The organism is Paenibacillus camelliae, from assembly GCF_023715345.1.
In the GTDB taxonomy this organism is placed as follows: Bacteria; Bacillota; Bacilli; order Paenibacillales; family Paenibacillaceae; genus Pristimantibacillus; species Pristimantibacillus camelliae.
Window position 1 is genome coordinate 355,401 of record NZ_JAMBNY010000002.1, and the last position, 16,788, is coordinate 372,188.

Below are 16,788 nucleotides of genomic sequence, written 5' to 3' on the forward strand. Positions count from 1 at the left end.
CACTACGGTGAATTCTATCCGTAGAAAATATTACTGTCTCCTTGTACTTGACATCCTAACTTTTTAGGCTCTATTGCATCTATTCATGCTTGAAGCCAAGATCATTTAGCACTCTATCTTGGTTACGCCAATCTTTCTTTACCTTCACCCACAGCTCAAGGAATACTTTAGAGCCAAGAAGATTTTCGATATCAATGCGTGCTGTTTTACCTACCTCTTTTAGCAGGGCACCGCGCTTACCGATAATGATCCCTTTCTGAGAATCACGCTCTACAAAAACGACAGCACCTATATAGACTACTCCGTTATCCTGTACGCGCATATCCTCAATCTGCACTGCAATAGAATGTGGAATTTCCTCACGCGTTAGGTGTAGGATTTTTTCTCGAATTAGCTCCGCACATACAAATTGCTCAGGATGATCCGTTACTTGATCGGCTGGATAATACTGCGGTCCTTCAGGCAAGTACTTGCTAATCTGTTCAAGCAGCGTTGTAACATTATTCCCATTCATAGCAGAGATCGGTACTACCTCAGCAAATGGATATAGATCCTTATATTGAACAATTTTATTCAGCACAGCCTCCGGATCGATTTTGTCAATTTTGTTGACAACTAGAAACACAGGAGTTTTCACACGTCCAAGCTGTTCGATAATATAACGATCACCTCCGCCAATATCCTCGGAACCATCGATTAGAAATAGAACAGCTTCAACCTCCTTCAATGCACTTTCGGCAGACTTCATCATATAGTTGCCAAGCTTGGAATTGGGCTTATGTATACCTGGTGTATCAAGAAAAACAATTTGAATATTGTCCCCAGTGTATACACCGTGAATTTTATTACGTGTGGTTTGCGGCTTGTCCGACATAATAGCAATTTTTTGACCGATCAAATGATTCATCAATGTTGATTTACCAACATTAGGTCTACCGATAATGGCCACAAACCCTGAGCGGAATTTGTTGCTTTGTTCTTGCTGACTCATTGTTGTTCCTCCTTCTGTAGCGACGCTGGTGTGAAGGCGCCGGGTAGTAGCTCAGCTACTGTCATAATATGATAATCACCTGTTGTATTTCCCATAATTACTTTTGTCTCTGGTGAGCATAATTCTACAAGCACCTGTCGGCAAACACCGCATGGTGCGATTGGATCTGACGTGTGTCCAATTACAGCAATTGCTGGAAAGCTGCCTGGTTTAGCACCTTGCGCAATGGCACTAAACATAGCCGTTCGCTCCGCACAATTTGTTGGTCCATACGCTGCGTTCTCTATGTTACAGCCAACGTAGATATCCCCAGATTCATGAAGCAGAGCAGCACCTACTCGAAACTGTGAATACGGTACATAAGCATTCGTCATAGCTTCTCTCGCTTTATCTAATAATCGTATATGTAGCTCCTCTATGACCATTCCCTCCTTCTTTTGACTGATATGAACATGTGTATCTAATTTTTATAATAAGCTGTACAGCTTCGGTAAAAATATTAGAAGTCCAATGAGAACGGCACCAATCGACATAACGAGAACCGCACCAGCAGCAGTATCCTTTGCGAGCTTAGCTAGCGGGTGACGCTTCGTTCCGTGCATATCAACTGCAGCTTCAATGGCAGTATTGATAAGTTCTAAGCTAATGACTGCACAGATGACGATGATCACGATCATCCATTCCATCCTAGTAAGTGAAACGATGGCACCTAGTATAAATACTAATAGTGCCACCGCTACATGGATTTTTATATTTCGTTGTGTACGAAAACCGCTCCAAATGCCGGCAAACGCATAGCCAAAGCTTTTAAGCAGCTTTTTCATTAGCGTGTCAAGCCTACCTGCTGCAGCACAGCTTCCTGCTTAGCTGTCATCTCAGCTTCAGTTTCCTCGTCTTGATGATCATATCCCAGCAAGTGAAGAAAGCCATGAACAAAGAGAAAGCCGATCTCCCTTTCGAGGCTGTGCCCATATTCCTGACGCTGCTCCTCGGCACGCTCAACGGATATGATAATATCACCCAGCATTCCAGAGATCGGATCAACCTCATCCTCGCTATCAACCTCAAATATAATGTCCAGCTCATCCACACCATCATCATTCATCGCAAAAGACAATACATCAGTAGGTCGATCGATTCCACGGTATGTTTTGTTCAACTCGTGAATTTCTTCATTGTCGGTAAATGTAAGGGTCACTTCTCCTGAGGTTAGCCCTTCGTTTTTAGCAGCAAGCTGCAATATCTCATTAAGCATAGCGATCCAGTTCTCTGGAATATCAAATTTGCTTTGGTTATTGTTCCAATCAAGTACTAGACTCATGTCATGACTCCTTATCATTATCTTTTGCTTTGGTGTCTTCAGGGTATTCAATGCGTGAATGGAAAATCCCCATTAAGCTTTCTTTGAGTGATTGTGCGATTTTATCCAGCTCTTTCATCGTTAGATCGCATTCATTATATTGATTGTCATCCACTCTGCTTTTAATAATTTTGTGGATCATATCCTCCACTTGATTAATGGTAGGATTGCGAAGACTTCTTACTGCAGCTTCAATACAATCGGCTATACCGACAACCGCTGCTTCCTTCGATTGAGCTTTAGGCCCAGGATATCTAAAATCATCCTCTGTAAAGTCAGGCTCCACACCTGCTTCTTCAGCCTGCTTAAGTGCCTTGTAATAGAAAAACTTCAACGACGTTGTGCCATGATGCTGTTCAGCAATATCTCTAAGCGGCTTTGGAATATTGTAAGCCTTCAGCATGTCGGCACCATCCTTCGCGTGCGCAACGATAATCGATTTGCTAAGCATCGGATCAATCGTATCGTGAGGATTTTCCATATTGTTTTGATTCTCTATAAAGTAGCTTGGCCGCTTCGTTTTCCCGATATCATGGTAAAACGCACCAACACGGCAGAGCAGTCCATTCGCCCCGATCGCTTCCGCAGCTGCTTCTGCCAAATTACCAACCATCACGCTATGATGGTACGTACCTGGTGTTTCCGTAAGCAGCTTGCGTAATAACGGATGATTGGGACTCGACAGCTCAACGAGCTTAAGGGCTGACAATATGCCAAAAGAAACCTCGAAGAATGGCATAATACCGATCACAAGCACGGACGTTAGTAAGCCACCGCCAAATGCTAGTCCAATGGAGTACATTAACGGCATCCGTTCTAGCTGCTCCATCATTAAGTATAGCGTGAGCACGCTTAACGAGCCGATAATACTGACCATAATGCCGGCCTTCAATATAGCTGAACGCTGTGACGCATGCTTGATCGAATAAATAGCAGCTAACGATATGACCGTAATATAAAAACCAAACTTGTAATCGAATAAGCCTGTGCTTGAACTATTTAATATAATGGCCCCACCAATACTGGAGATAAAGGTAGAAGCCAATGCCAAATGCTCATCAATTAACAGCGTAATTAGCATCGCACCTAATGCTGCAGGTACTAAAAATCCAGCGATATTGTTTGTTTCACTCTGAATGAGTGCAATGATTTGCATAATACCTAAATTCAGTAGTGTAATAAGTAACAGCATAAACAGCTGGGAATTGCTATACTTCACATGCTGTTGATGTGTTCCTATCTTTTGCGTAAAGTAAATGTACAAAAATGTTGCAATCAATAGCGCTACAAGAAAAACGCCGAGCTTTGCCCAATTATGCTCTGTATCCTGCAGAAGATTAGCTTCCACAAGAAGATTATATGTATCCGGAGTAATGGTTTCGCCCCGCTTAACGATCACTTCATTCTCCTTATAAATGATCGGTTGCGTATTAAGGCGTGCTTCCTCACGTGCTTCATCCGTAGCTGTTCGATCTAAAAATTTGTTAGGCGTTATGGAAAACCTAGCAATTTCAGATACAATTTCCCTTGCCGTACGATTTGAAATCGAGCTTAAATTAACTAGCTCAGCAACCTGCATACGTGCTGTTTCTGCGTCTCGCAGCTCCTCTATCGTTAGCTTGCGAACGATTTCTTTAGCTACTAGACGCATTTCTATAAGCTCCTCTTGCGTTAGCTTAGGGAGCTTATAGAAGGTTTCCTCAGGAATGGTGTACTTTTGTTCAGCAGTTAATCTCTGCATTTCCTCTAGGAGCAGTTCGTTATATGTCTCGTTTGCAAGGCTTGTCTCCACAAAACTAGCAATATGCTTATCGTAGCGACTAGGAATTTCTGTACGATAAATATCGATCTTATTTTGCTCTGTCACTTGATCATCAGCATTTAAGCCTTCGATTCGCAAAAATATCGATTCGACAAGCTGTACATTACGCAACCCGACATTCGAATAAATATCTTCGATTGCGTTAGCGGCCTGTTCTTCAGCCGCTCTCGTCGCCTTCTCGTCACGAATTTGCGTTGGTGCCTTAATATCTTTATCGCTGATTGAATTTTCAGTAATGTTGTACGTTTCAGGGATGATGTGCGGTGCTAAGTTTAAGTAGAACAGAATGACGAATAGCGCCATGAACACCCATTTCATAGCCTTACTCTGTCTCCAGCCTGTGGCTGCCACTAAGAGGCGTGATTTGTTTTGCTCCTGGTCACTCTTCGTTGTCTTAGACATCGCTATCAATCCTTTCTTGGTTCGTTGAGCTATGCTCTTGATTCCACATCACGATCATAAGCCATGATGATTTTTTGGACAAGGGAATGGCGTACGACATCCTGCTCTGAAAAGATCATCATTCCTATCTCATCAATCTCACTCAAAATACGTTTAGCTTCAATTAATCCAGAGTTTTTACCTCGAGGTAAATCGATCTGAGTTACGTCACCTGTAATAACCATTTTGGATCCAAAGCCCAAACGTGTTAAAAACATTTTCATTTGCTCTGGCGTCGTATTTTGTGCCTCATCCAATATGATAAACGCATCGTCCAGTGTTCTGCCACGCATATAAGCAAGTGGGGCAATTTCAATGATGCCTCTTTCAATTGCTTTAACCGTTTGCTCTGCACCAAGCACATCATGAAGCGCATCGTATAACGGTCTCAAGTAAGGGTCTACCTTCTCTTGTAAATCTCCCGGTAAAAACCCTAGGTTTTCTCCAGCTTCGACAGCTGGCCGCGTTAATATAATACGTTTGACTAAGTTTTCTTTCAACGCCGTTACAGCAAGCACAACGGCTAGATAGGTTTTACCTGTACCCGCTGGTCCAATTCCAAATACGATATCTTGTTTACGAATGAGCTTAACATAGTGACGCTGCCCAATCGTTTTAACTAATATCTTCTTTCCACGATAGGTCGTAGCAATAGGCTTTTTGAATAGGTCCAGCAGCTCTTCAGCTTGCATCTTCAGCGCAAGATCAAGAGCATACGTAATATCGCGTTCAGAAGGTGTATAGCCTTCTCGAACAAGCTGCAGCAATACCTCATACAGCTGCTCTAAGGAATCGACCTGCTGAGCTGGTCCGCTAATTGTAATTTCTGCATCTCGTGAGCTGACCTTTGCATCAACTCTCTCTTCAATTATACGTAAAAACTTATCTTGTGGTCCAAAAACTGCTAAAGCTTCAGCTGTATTTAGGACTGGAATCTTTACTGTTTTCAATTCATTCTGCAACAATACTCAATCTCCCTGCATATGGACTATTGGTTGTTCCTTCGTAATCGACTGGTTTACTTCGTAAAGAACTTTCATTATCACTTTACCATTCTCTGTCGCTTCATGCAAAACAATTTCACTAACAATTTCAGCTTCTTCGCCCGCATGTGCCAAAATTCGTAGCCTTGCTTGCTGAAGACTCTCTTCTCTAGCTTGCTCTGTCGTCAACTCACGTTGCTCGAATGCAGCTTCTTGTTCAAGCTCCTTCATCTTACCTATAGGCAAAGAGAAATTCCCGATCGTTAGCATATCCGTTGTCGTCACCGTTTCAGATTTTTCATAAGGCTCTTGATTAAAGCCACTAATCTGTAACGCACGATTTCCTAGGACGATATAGGAGCGTGACTGACGCTCTCCTGTAAGCACACGATATTTTTGTGTTAACGGCGCACTCACCTCGTATTCATACCATACTAAACCTTTCACTGTACCTTTCGCCACAACGATGTCAGAGTGAGCCTCACTTCCAATTATACCTGAAATGAGCATATCACCTTTCTTCACTCGATTATTTTTACGTACAAGAGGCTTTCCTTGCTCGGCAATAATGTAAGTGATCACTGCATCGTTTGATGCAACTAGATGTCTTGGACTGTTGAGCTCCCTCGCATCGGGATTTGTCGACTCTACAACCTGAATATTAACTTTCGTACCAACCTTTTCAACTCCAATCCAAGTTGTACCTGGAATCGAATTTACAAGTTTTTTGGACAGCACATCCGTATCCTGAAGCCTGAAGGACCATTGATAGCGGTACAGACCTTCTGTTTTTGCAGCAGCTAAGATGACATCATTCGGAATTCGTTTATTGCCTGCGATGTCGATAGACCAAACAAGTGACGACAGTAAAAAGATGACCGTAAAAAATATTCCAATGCCTATCGTAAACCATAGTCTTTTCTCCATGATCGACAGCAGAAATGGAAAGCCTTTTTTACTCATCACCTTTATCTTACCACCAGAGGCTCGTACATATTTTCGGAGTAAAAAATACTGCTCAACACTAATTTCAAAACGCACGCATTGTGAGCCTGACCAGCGGATATTAAACAATTCAAGCTTGTCTACTGTAGCTTGGTTGAGAAACTGAGCGATTTGACCGCCCCGCAGCTCAACCTCAACCGTACCTTTTAACCATTCCATAAACGATTGACGCATAACAATTCCTCCTCTAACATTTTAAGGAAACAGCTCTATACCTGTAATAATTCCTTCAACAAATACCTCATCCGTCCATATCGTTCGAATAATGAGCTCACGGCCACGTACCTCAAGCTCTCCCTTGCTAAGCGATAATCGAAGCACCTCTTCTGTAAAGTTAATAACACCACGATGATTCTCAATATATAACTGGCGATCGCCAATCAGCGTTAATCTTGGCAATTCAAATACAACATCCTGCGGCATATCAAGCCAGGACGCCGTCAGCTTGTGAAGTTTGCGTTTCATACGACCCATTGATGTTAGCTCCCCTTTCCAAAACCAGTGACATCCATGCCGCTTCCATACTCTATCAACGTATGCGCTAAATTAGCCAATTATGAGAAAATCAAAGCAACTCCGAGTGAATGCCAATTGTGCAGCATACAATCTAATTGAAAATAAAAATACGACAAAAAAATACAATGCCAAGCTTCGATGCTTGGCATTGTATTTTTTGATATATTTTGTTGTAGATTAGCGTTTTATCTACTGCGATATGGACGCTTCGCGCGCGGCTTTCCTAGAATTTCACTCCAGATAACCGCCTCGCGCAAATCCTTCGTTCCGAGCTGTGCGGACTTTGCAGGCGCCTCCATCAGCTTCTGAGCCGCAGCGACACGCTGCTTGGCGAGCTCCTGCCTACGCTGCTGTTCTCGTTTAATATCCTCAAACGATCGCTCAGCAGTCTCAGGTGGATAGTTAACTCGCTCCACTTCTCGCTGCAATACTCGCTGCGGAGGCGTTGTCTGGATATGACCTGTGTCTGGTGCTGACTCTCTATTGTAGGAAGTAGTCGGCTCTGTGTCGACCTCGTTATCATCCCACTGATTTGGCTGATCACCGCCGAATGTTGGCATTCCTGTTTGTTTTTTATTGCCGGAGAAGTTCCCCATAAACTTAAACAAAAAGAAAAGCACAACAACAACGACGTAAATATTGTCAAAAATAAGATCAAGGATACCCATTAGGCTCACCTCCTATCAGTATAGGATCATTGATCGATGATCATATCCGATATCGAGGTTATTTATTTGGATTTTGATCGTTTGGATCTCCGATTGATTCACGCATGGAAGTATCAGCTTCAATATTCTTCATGTTCAAGTAATCTAGTACTCCAATTTTACCACTACGCAGTGCATCTGCCATAGCAAGTGGAACCTTAGATTCCGCTTCAACAACGAGCGCTTCCATCTCAACGACTTTCGCTTTATTTTCCTGCTCCTTAGCTACAGCCATCGCACGACGCTCTTCCGCTTTCGCTTGAGCGATGTTTTTATCTGCTTCTGCCTGCTCAGTTTGTAGATGTGCACCAATATTTTTACCAACATCAACGTCTGCAATATCGATTGACAGAATCTCGAATGCTGTACCAGCATCCAATCCTTTTTCTAGTACTGTACGTGAAATATTATCTGGGTTCTCAAGAACATCCTTATGGGAAGTTGAGCTACCAACTGTTGATACAATCCCTTCCCCGATACGGGCAATGATCGTATCCTCACCGGCACCACCGACTAGACGATCCAAATTCGCACGTACAGTTACGCGTGCCATAACTTTTACTTCGATACCATCTTTTGCAACAGCAGAAACTGATGTTGTTTCAATAACTCGTGGGTTAACACTCATTTGCACCGCTTGTAGAACATCGCGTCCTGCAAGATCGATCGCAGCTGCACGTTCAAAAATCAATGGGATGTTCGCACGTTGAGCTGCAATAAGTGCGTTAACTACTCGGTCTACATTACCACCAGCTAAGTAATGCGTTTCCAGCTGATTAATCGATACGCCAAGACCAGCTTTTGTTGCTTTAATCAACGGATTAACAATTCGACTAGGTGTTACACGACGAAGCTTCATCGCAAACAGTGTAATAATTCCGATCTTTACCCCCGATGCTAATGCAGATATCCAAAGCATAACTGGGAAAAAGCTCAACAAAACAAAAAATACAATTACAGCTAGTATGATTACGGCAATCGTAACCAATTGAGGATCTAAAGCCATAAAAAAACCTCCCTATTCTTTTTCATTTGATGATAGTTCTCTTACAACAACCCAAGTACCTTCAGCCTTTACAACAATGACAGGACGTTTGTTTTCAATAAATCCACCTTCTGTAACAACGTCTACACGCTGATTGTTAATTAGAGCAGTACCTGCTGGGCGAAGTGGTGTTACCGTAACGCCGTGCTGACCGACAAGCGATGTTTTCTGCTCTGCAGAAATAAAGCCCTCCTCGGTAGTCAGCTTCTCACGCAGCACAAATTTACTCCAGGTAGTTCTACCTTTTTTCGTGCGTGAAAAAATAATAATGACAACGGTGGCAATAACAAGCGCGATGATAATCGAGACTAAGCCAGTTTGCCAAGTTGGAGCAGCAAGTATAATGCCAGTAATAATGGCACCTCCTCCCAATATACCCAGTATACCAAACGCAGGGACAATCAATTCTAAAACGACTAATAAAATTCCGACAATAAATAGTACAGCAGATTCCATACCAGCGAGCCCTCCTATATAGGAACCAAAGAAATATAGACCCATTGCTAGCACACCTAAAATACCAGGCAAACCGAATCCAGGAACGAAAATTTCAATCCCTATTCCAGCAAGGCCGATAATTAGAAGTATGACAGAAACGACAGGATGTAGAATAAATTTAGATAACTGCTCTGCAAAGCTTATCTCTACTTCTATGAGATCTCGTTCACTATAACCAAGCCACGCTTTAACTTCTTCTAAGGTCGATGCTGTATGCTCAGAATAACCAATACGCTCCGCATCTGATGCAGATAGTGCGAGCACATCTCCTACCGCTACAACCTTGCCAAGCGAGCTAGTAAGATCCACTTCAATTCTCGGATCAACCATTGCGATGGCAACGTTAGGATCACGTCCGTTCAGCTTGGCAGCTTCACTCATCTGATCAACCCAGAAGCTAATGATCTTCGGATTTTCAATCAGCTTACCCGAACCATCTACTACGGCCGCGCTGCCCATCGTACTGCCTTCCTGCATTACAATTGTATCTGCATTCAGCGCAATATATGTACCAGCGGATACTGCCTTACCTTCAATAAATGCGGTTACTGGTATGGATGAAGCTCGAAGCAGCTCGCCAATATCAGCAGCCGAATCCGTTCTTCCGCCATATGTATTCAATGTCATAATAATATGCTCTGCATGTGCCTCTTCCGCTTCACCCAATGCGCGTGTAAGATACTTTACCATTGCAGGGTCCACATCGCCTTTAAGCGCAATATGTACAACCGCTGGACCATATCCTTTTTGAGCTTCCTTGCTTTCAGCGAAAAGCGTCGTTGGCACTAAGATCATTATTGCGATAAGCAGAAACAAACTGACAAGCCTTCTCATAACCGTAGCAAAATTCATCCTATCTGTCGATTTCATATTTTTCCGCCTCCTTTCTGCTTTACTATTATACGTATGTGATAACGGGCTGTTTCATTTATTATATCATAACGAATAGTCTACAGGGGAAGGAGATCATTTATTAATGGATGATAGCGCGATTTGAAGTAGATACAAAAAAACACCCCGAAGGGTGTTTTGTGTCCGCACGTATTCTATTGCAGAAATTGCTGTACAATTTGGTTTACTAGTTTACCGTCTGCGCGACCTTTTGTTTTCGGCATCAGGGCGCCCATCACTTTCCCCATGTCGGCTTTGGAAGAAGCACCGAGTTCTTGGATGGTCTGCCTTACTATCTCTTGAATCTCTTCTTCAGTGAGCTGTTCGGGAAGGTATTTACTAATAATATCAATTTCTGCTGCAAGATTTTCGACTAAGTCTTCACGACCAGCCTTTTTAAATTCTTGGAGGGAATCTTTACGTTGTTTGATCTCTCGACTTAATATATCAAGCATCTCATTTTCGTCAAGCGAGCGACGAAGATCCTTTTCTAAGTTCAGTACTGACGCACGTACCATACGTATGGTAGATAGTCTAAACTTGTCCTTATCCTTCATTGCTTGCTTCATATCGTCGGTCAATCTATCGCTCAGGTTCATTATGGAATTATCCTCCTAAAACTTTCTCTTACGCGCAGCCTCGGACTTTTTCTTACGCTTAACACTAGGCTTTTCGTAGTGCTTACGTTTCTTAACCTCTGCCAAGATACCATCCTTAGCAGTGGAACGCTTAAAGCGGCGAAGCGCAGCATCAATAGTTTCATTTTTACGAACTTTAATTTCAGACACCAGTTTTCCCTCCCTCCGAAACAGACCGTCCAGAGTTATAACACGGTTAATCAACCTTAATTATAAGTCAAATTACGAGTCTGTGTCAACTTGAACAATAACGTTTTATTCAGAGAGTAGAGCACCCAGTTTTTTACCCGCCAGCAAATGAAAATGCAGATGATAAACAACCTGTCCTCCATCCGAATTACAGTTGTTGATTAAACGGTATCCTGCCTCGTCAAACCCTTGTTCTTTGGCAATATGGCGAGCAGCAGCAAAGATTTCTGCAATCGCAGTATCATCCTCACGTGTAACATCATTCATCGTCGCTATATGCTTTTTCGGGATAATCAAAATGTGCGTAGGCGCTGCTGGAGCGATATCCTGAAAAGCTAGCACATGCTCATTCTCATACACCTTTGTAGAAGGAATCGTCCCTTCAATGATCTTACAAAACAAGCAATCCATCTCACAAACCTCCGTATCAACATAATAAGCTTACTTTACTAGTTTACTACATATTGGTTCAGGTTCAAAAAGCAAGGATCAAGAATATCGCACGCTAGTAGAAAACAAGAAGCGCAGCGTACGCCCTTGGTACGTGAGCAACGTAGTTTTCGGTTGAACCCCATATTCGCCGCCGACTAAGCTACAACGCTAAGCATCGTCATCAAAGCCGAGCTTATTGAACGACCTCTTCCAATGAGGTTCAATAAGTTCGGCTTTCAGGACCAAGAAGATGGGGTAAAACTAGAAAACGAGTAGCGCAGCGTACGTTACTGGTACGTGAGCAACGTAGTTTTCGGTTGAACCCCATATTCGCCGCCGACTAAGCCACAAAGCAATACATCGTCATCAAAGTCGGACTTATTGAACGACCTCTTCCAATGAGGTTCAATAAGTTCGGCTTTCAGGACCAAGAAGATTGAACGCTAGTAGAGAACAAGGAGCGCAGCGTACGCCCTTGGTACGTGAGCACCGCAGTTTTCGCTAGCGTTCAATATTCGCCGCCGACTAAGCTACTAAGAGTTACATCGTCATCAAAGCCGAGCTTATTGAACGACCCCTTCCAATGAGGTTCAATAAGTTCGGCTTTCAGGACCAAGAAGATGACACGATACTAGAAACTGAGAAGCGCAGCGTACGTTTTGGGTACGTGAGCATCGAAAGTTTCGGTAGCGTGCCATATTCGCCGCCGAGTAATCTGCAACGCTAAGCATCGTCATCAAAGCCGGACTTATTGAACGACCCCTTGAAGTTGTTCAGCGATGTCTGTCCAATCAAACCCTGCAGCCAACCGTATCATCGCATTTCGATTACCTTCTAGCTTGAAATTAAACTGCTGTACGATGCTTTGCATCTGCTGGATATTGGTTTGCAGCTGCTTCAGATCTTCTGTCTGTCCAGCAGCTATTGCATCAGATGTAGATAGCTGCTGCAATAAATCATATTGCTTAGCTGTCCAGCTTGTCCATTCTTCCTCCGTCAATCCCTTAAACCGTGCAGCATCAATCTCTTCTCCAATGCTAAGTAATGCGGCTAAGCTCAAGTTAATATCCTCAATTACATAGCCCGCATGAAGGCTAACGACAGCTGTATCTTCATTCCAGCTGTCTGCTCTAGCGATTAAATGTTCGACACTTTGATCTGCGTAGGCAAGCTCCTTATCTAAGGCCTTAAAATGCTCGACAATTTCCTTACCTGTCGCTACTTGAATTTCCTGCTGATAGCCAATGCTTTTTGATGCGTACATAATAACAAAAATCAAACTAATTACGAGCAATACGAGTACGACTGCAAGGGCTATCGGTTTTTTTTGCTGCCCGGACTCATGATTGCTTTTTTTCTGCTCTGTCACAACTTCCCCTCCAGCTATGAAATTATTACCATTATAACCGAACAGAGACACCGCCATCAAAGAAAAAGACGTAGATTTCATCAACTTTACGGTGAAGGATCATTTCCAAGCCTCTTGCATACATTTCAAGCTGGAATCGATGCTCCTCCGCTTTCTGCTCCCAGTTGTTTCGATAGATGCGATCAGTCTTATAATCGACGAGTACGAGTCCTTGCGAGTCCTCAAATAAGCAGTCAATAACCCCTTGGATAAATACATCCTCATCCGCACTATAACCAGCCTTATCACGATACACATCTCCAGCTGGCAGCAAAAATGCGAACGGCAGCTCCCGCTTCAGCCATGCAGCAAACTGGATGCGCTGACCGAGCTCTGATCGGAACAGCTGTTCAATCGCCTTAACATGGATCGCCTGCTGCTGCAGCGATGTAATCATATGTCGTGCAACCATTCCATCAATTGTTTCTTTGATGACAGACTCATTAATAGCAATGGCTTGATCGAGCGGAATACACTGCATCACAAGATGGTTCACAGAACCCCGTTCCGTTGGTGTAAGCTGCTTCTGCTCCATGAATGCAGGGCGTTGAAGATGCAGCGTATAGGAAGCATCTGCCTGCTGCGTTTGAACTTCAAAAGCTTCCTGTGCTTCTTCTGCTTCGTGTGCTTCAGATCCCTTCTGTTTATCGCCAGCACCATTGCCTTCAGCTGACGCAAACATATAGTCATCGCTTTCTTCTTCCTCGAACGCTGCGCGCATCCGTTTCATTTCCGTAATAGATGCCTTGGAGCCTAATCTCGTCGCTTCCTCGTACGGATAACGATATTCCAGCTGCATACGTAGCTGTTCATCAGGTTCTATGCCCTCTAGCTGAGCAAGTGCTTGAATTGCGCGAAGTCGATCCTGTCGCTCAAGTTCACTTTCTGCTTTTGCTTCTTCTGCTTCTACCTTGACAACGGACAGCTCAGCTGCAGGTATGGCTTCTACGATCCAGCCGTCAGCCGTATGACACTCCCTGTTTGCAGGTTCAGCCATCATCGATTGCTCCAGGCTTGTACTGATCAGCGGACCAATCCAATCAAGGTAACATGCAGCTGCTGCAACGCTTGCCTCTGTTAATGAACCGTCCTCTTCTGAGGCAAAGCTCCACTTCATTAGCTTCTTGCTAAGCTTAGCGGTTGTGCCAACTAAATACAGCTTCTCTTTCGGCCGCGTCAGTGCAACATACAAGATACGCATTTCCTCAGCGAGCAGCTCCATCTTCATTGCTCGTTTGATTGCGATATGAGCTAATGATGGGTAACTCGTTCTTAACGCGAGGTCTACATACTTGGGACCGAAGCCGAGCTCCTTGTGGTACAGGAAGCTGGAGGTCAAGTCCTGCTCATTAAACTTCTTGCCTAGCCCAGCTGCGAATACGACCGGAAATTCAAGCCCTTTGCTCGCATGCGTCGTCATTATTCGAACGACATCCTCGCCTTCGCCAATCGCAAGCGCAGTACCAAGATCATTGCCGCTAGCACGCATGCGCTCAATAAACTTCAAAAAGCGGAACAAGCCGCGAAACGAAGTCGCCTCATACTGCCTAGCACGATCGTGCAAGGCACGCAGGTTCGCTTGACGCTGTACACCTGCAGGTAATCCACCAACGAAGTCGTAGTAGCCAGTTTCCTCATAGATTAACCATAACAAATCAGCAAGTGCGCCCTCACGTGCATAATTGCGCCACTGATCCAGCTTCTCAAGAAAATAAGAAAGCTTCATTCTTCCTTCGAAGGAGAACTCCTCATTCCCTGCGGCCAGAACGACAGCATCGTAAAAGCTTGCATCCATCGCTAAGATTCGTATAAGTGAAAGCTCTTCTGCGGTAAGCTTGAACAACGGAGAGCGCAGCGCACCTGCAAGTGGTATATCCTGATAAGGGTTATCAATAATTTGCAGAACGCTTAGCATCGTCTGCACTTCTACCGCTTCAAAATATCCGCTGCCAATGCTGGAGTAAGCCGGAATATCGGCCTTTTGCAGTTCCTCTAGAAACACAGGAGCCCAAGCTGAAGTTGCCCTAAGCAGTATGACTGTGTCTCGCCACTGCATTGGGCGATAACGCGCCTGCTTGGCATCATATACGAGTGCACCGTCCTGTTTAAGCCGCTGCAGCTCGGTAACGATCACCTTCGCTTCAAGCTGTGCTGTGTTCAGCTCCTCACGCAGCTGCTCTGCCTGCTGCTGATTATCTTCCACTTCCTCTACAGCAAGCTCAGAATCAGCCTCACGATCCTCTCGGTCGATCACGATACACTGTACGCGGCACTGTGCTAATGATTCCGGCGGGGGGAAGTACGCTGCACCATGAACCAGCTCTGCTGATTCGTCATAGGTTAGCTCAGCTACCTTCTCCTTCATAATGGCTCTGAACACCTTATTAACAGCGTCCACGACCTCTAGCCTGCTTCTGAAGTTTCGAGCTAGGTCAATTCGCTTACCAGCATAAGGGTCGGGATCTATAGTTCGTCCATAGCGCTTATATTTATCAAGAAAAAGTCCTGGGTCGGCTAAGCGGAAGCGATAAATGCTTTGCTTAACATCGCCAACCATAAAGCGATTACCGATATCCCGTCTGCTAATTAATGCAACAATCGTCTCTTGAACTAAGTTCGTATCCTGATATTCATCGAGTAATATCTCTTCAAATTGCCGCTGATAGTCCATTGCTGCCTGCGACGGAATAAGCTCATCCTGAGAGGAGCGCGGATCAAGCAATATCGCTAGGCAATAATGCTCAAGATCACCAAAGTCCAGCAATCCCTTCGCCCGTTTCTGCTGCTCGAACGCATGACTAAAGTCAATAATGAGCGCAACGAGCGCATCCATCAACGGCGCAAGGGACATAAGCTCCTGTGCGTATTGCTCAGGAGTTCTACCGAAATAGTCTGAGGCAATGCTAAGCACAGCTGCTTTCCCTTGTTCACGGTAGTCCTTGGCCAGATCCTGCAGCTCCTTGTCATGCTCCTTGCCGCGTAATGCGGCCAGCTTCGAGAACTCAATTTGTTCAAAGCATGTACCCCATTCTCGCCAAGGCAGCTGACGCAGCTGAGCGATAAGACGCTGTACAAGCTCAATATCACTTTCAAATGTTGATGCATAGGCATATGGGCCAGCAGGTTTTCGTGTGAGCTCCAGCGCTTGCTGAAAGCTTGCAATAGCTCCCTCCAGCTTTAGCTCCACATCACCAATAAGCTGTGCTACCCATGCTGATTGCTCAAGTTCATCTACACTTCCTATACGAAATGCTTCTGCTGTCTCCTTCAACCACTGCTCTGGCCAAGGATGGGAGCGTGAGAACAAATACAACCGTTCCACGAGACCAAATACAGGATCATCACCACGCTCCCCCCCAAATGCATCTACAAGCATTAAGAAATCACCGTATTGCTCAAGCTTCGCGTATCTTTCCTCAAACAGCTCACTTAGCACATCACTTCGAATAAGCTCAATCTCGGTTTCGTTCGCGATACGGAAGCCTGGATCAAGCTCGATAAGCGAGTAATATTTGCGAATAACATCCATACAAAACGAATGGAGTGTCGTAATCGTCGCTTTTCCCATCAATGCAAGCTGCCTGCGGAGGTGATCGGAGTCTGGCTGTTCTTCCAGCTTCCGCTCAAGTGCAATTTTAATCCGATCCTTCATCTCTGCCGCTGCAGCGTTTGTAAAGGTTGCAACGAGCAAACGGTCTACATCTGTGCTTGAGGCAATTTTGCGTATAATGCGCTCAACGAGCACCGCTGTTTTACCTGACCCTGCCGCTGCTGCAACGAGCAAATTGGAGCCTTCAGAAACGATCGCATCTAGCTGCTCATCACTCCAAGCTGGTGCTGTGTTCAATTGTCCACTCATTTC

16 protein-coding genes are annotated in these 16,788 nt (G+C 44.4%); all 16 read right to left on the reverse strand.

Annotated features, from left to right (window positions below):
* Positions 1 to 79 precede the first annotated feature (79 nt).
* A complete protein-coding gene (era, locus tag M3180_RS07825) occupies positions 80 to 991 on the reverse strand; it encodes a GTPase Era (RefSeq protein ID WP_251666746.1) in 912 nt (303 codons plus the stop codon).
* The gene (locus tag M3180_RS07830) at positions 988 to 1,437 is read right to left on the reverse strand and encodes a cytidine deaminase (RefSeq protein WP_432806914.1); all 450 of its coding nucleotides are present in this window, start codon (positions 1,435 to 1,437) and stop codon (positions 988 to 990) included. Before M3180_RS07830 ends, era begins: the two co-directional genes overlap by 4 nt.
* Positions 1,438 to 1,458: 21 nt before the next feature.
* On the reverse strand, positions 1,459 to 1,815 hold the full coding sequence (locus M3180_RS07835; RefSeq protein WP_251666748.1) for a diacylglycerol kinase family protein: 357 nt from the start codon (positions 1,813 to 1,815) through the stop codon (positions 1,459 to 1,461).
* Positions 1,815 to 2,312 carry an rRNA maturation RNase YbeY gene (gene ybeY, locus M3180_RS07840; RefSeq protein WP_251666749.1) on the reverse strand — a complete coding sequence of 166 codons (498 nt, stop codon included), beginning with the start codon at positions 2,310 to 2,312 and terminating at the stop codon, positions 1,815 to 1,817. Before ybeY ends, M3180_RS07835 begins: the two co-directional genes overlap by 1 nt.
* A 1-nt stretch (position 2,313) precedes the next feature.
* Entirely contained in the window at positions 2,314 to 4,575 is a 2,262-nt protein-coding gene (locus M3180_RS07845; RefSeq protein ID WP_251666750.1) for an HD family phosphohydrolase, read from the reverse strand.
* Between the two features lie 29 nt (positions 4,576 to 4,604).
* On the reverse strand, positions 4,605 to 5,576 hold the full coding sequence (locus M3180_RS07850; RefSeq protein WP_251666802.1) for a PhoH family protein: 972 nt from the start codon (positions 5,574 to 5,576) through the stop codon (positions 4,605 to 4,607).
* Positions 5,577 to 5,582: 6 nt separating this feature from the next.
* Positions 5,583 to 6,776 (reverse strand): sporulation protein YqfD, encoded by a 1,194-nt coding sequence (gene yqfD / locus M3180_RS07855; protein ID WP_251666751.1) that lies wholly within the window; start codon positions 6,774 to 6,776, stop codon positions 5,583 to 5,585.
* Positions 6,777 to 6,797: 21 nt separating this feature from the next.
* Positions 6,798 to 7,076 carry a sporulation protein YqfC gene (gene yqfC, locus M3180_RS07860; RefSeq protein WP_251666752.1) on the reverse strand — a complete coding sequence of 93 codons (279 nt, stop codon included), beginning with the start codon at positions 7,074 to 7,076 and terminating at the stop codon, positions 6,798 to 6,800.
* 227 nt (positions 7,077 to 7,303) lie between these two features.
* A complete protein-coding gene (locus M3180_RS07865) occupies positions 7,304 to 7,786 on the reverse strand; it encodes a YqfB family membrane protein (protein ID WP_251666753.1) in 483 nt (160 codons plus the stop codon).
* Positions 7,787 to 7,844: 58 nt separating this feature from the next.
* The gene (floA, locus tag M3180_RS07870) at positions 7,845 to 8,831 is read right to left on the reverse strand and encodes a flotillin-like protein FloA (RefSeq protein ID WP_251666754.1); all 987 of its coding nucleotides are present in this window, start codon (positions 8,829 to 8,831) and stop codon (positions 7,845 to 7,847) included.
* Between the two features lie 12 nt (positions 8,832 to 8,843).
* Positions 8,844 to 10,238: an NfeD family protein gene (locus tag M3180_RS07875; protein WP_251666755.1), complete on the reverse strand. Its 1,395-nt coding sequence runs from the start codon at positions 10,236 to 10,238 to the stop codon at positions 8,844 to 8,846.
* A 176-nt stretch (positions 10,239 to 10,414) separates the two neighbouring features.
* Positions 10,415 to 10,858 carry a GatB/YqeY domain-containing protein gene (locus tag M3180_RS07880; RefSeq protein WP_251666756.1) on the reverse strand — a complete coding sequence of 148 codons (444 nt, stop codon included), beginning with the start codon at positions 10,856 to 10,858 and terminating at the stop codon, positions 10,415 to 10,417.
* Between the two features lie 15 nt (positions 10,859 to 10,873).
* Positions 10,874 to 11,047 carry a 30S ribosomal protein S21 gene (rpsU, locus tag M3180_RS07885; RefSeq protein WP_251666757.1) on the reverse strand — a complete coding sequence of 58 codons (174 nt, stop codon included), beginning with the start codon at positions 11,045 to 11,047 and terminating at the stop codon, positions 10,874 to 10,876.
* A 105-nt stretch (positions 11,048 to 11,152) separates the two neighbouring features.
* Positions 11,153 to 11,497: a histidine triad nucleotide-binding protein gene (locus M3180_RS07890; protein WP_251666758.1), complete on the reverse strand. Its 345-nt coding sequence runs from the start codon at positions 11,495 to 11,497 to the stop codon at positions 11,153 to 11,155.
* A 769-nt stretch (positions 11,498 to 12,266) separates the two neighbouring features.
* Positions 12,267 to 12,887, reverse strand: coding sequence for a hypothetical protein (locus tag M3180_RS07895; RefSeq protein ID WP_251666759.1), 621 nt, complete (start codon positions 12,885 to 12,887; stop codon positions 12,267 to 12,269).
* 31 nt (positions 12,888 to 12,918) lie between these two features.
* Positions 12,919 to 16,785 (reverse strand): helicase-exonuclease AddAB subunit AddA, encoded by a 3,867-nt coding sequence (addA, locus tag M3180_RS07900; protein WP_251666760.1) that lies wholly within the window; start codon positions 16,783 to 16,785, stop codon positions 12,919 to 12,921.
* Positions 16,786 to 16,788 lie beyond the last annotated feature (3 nt).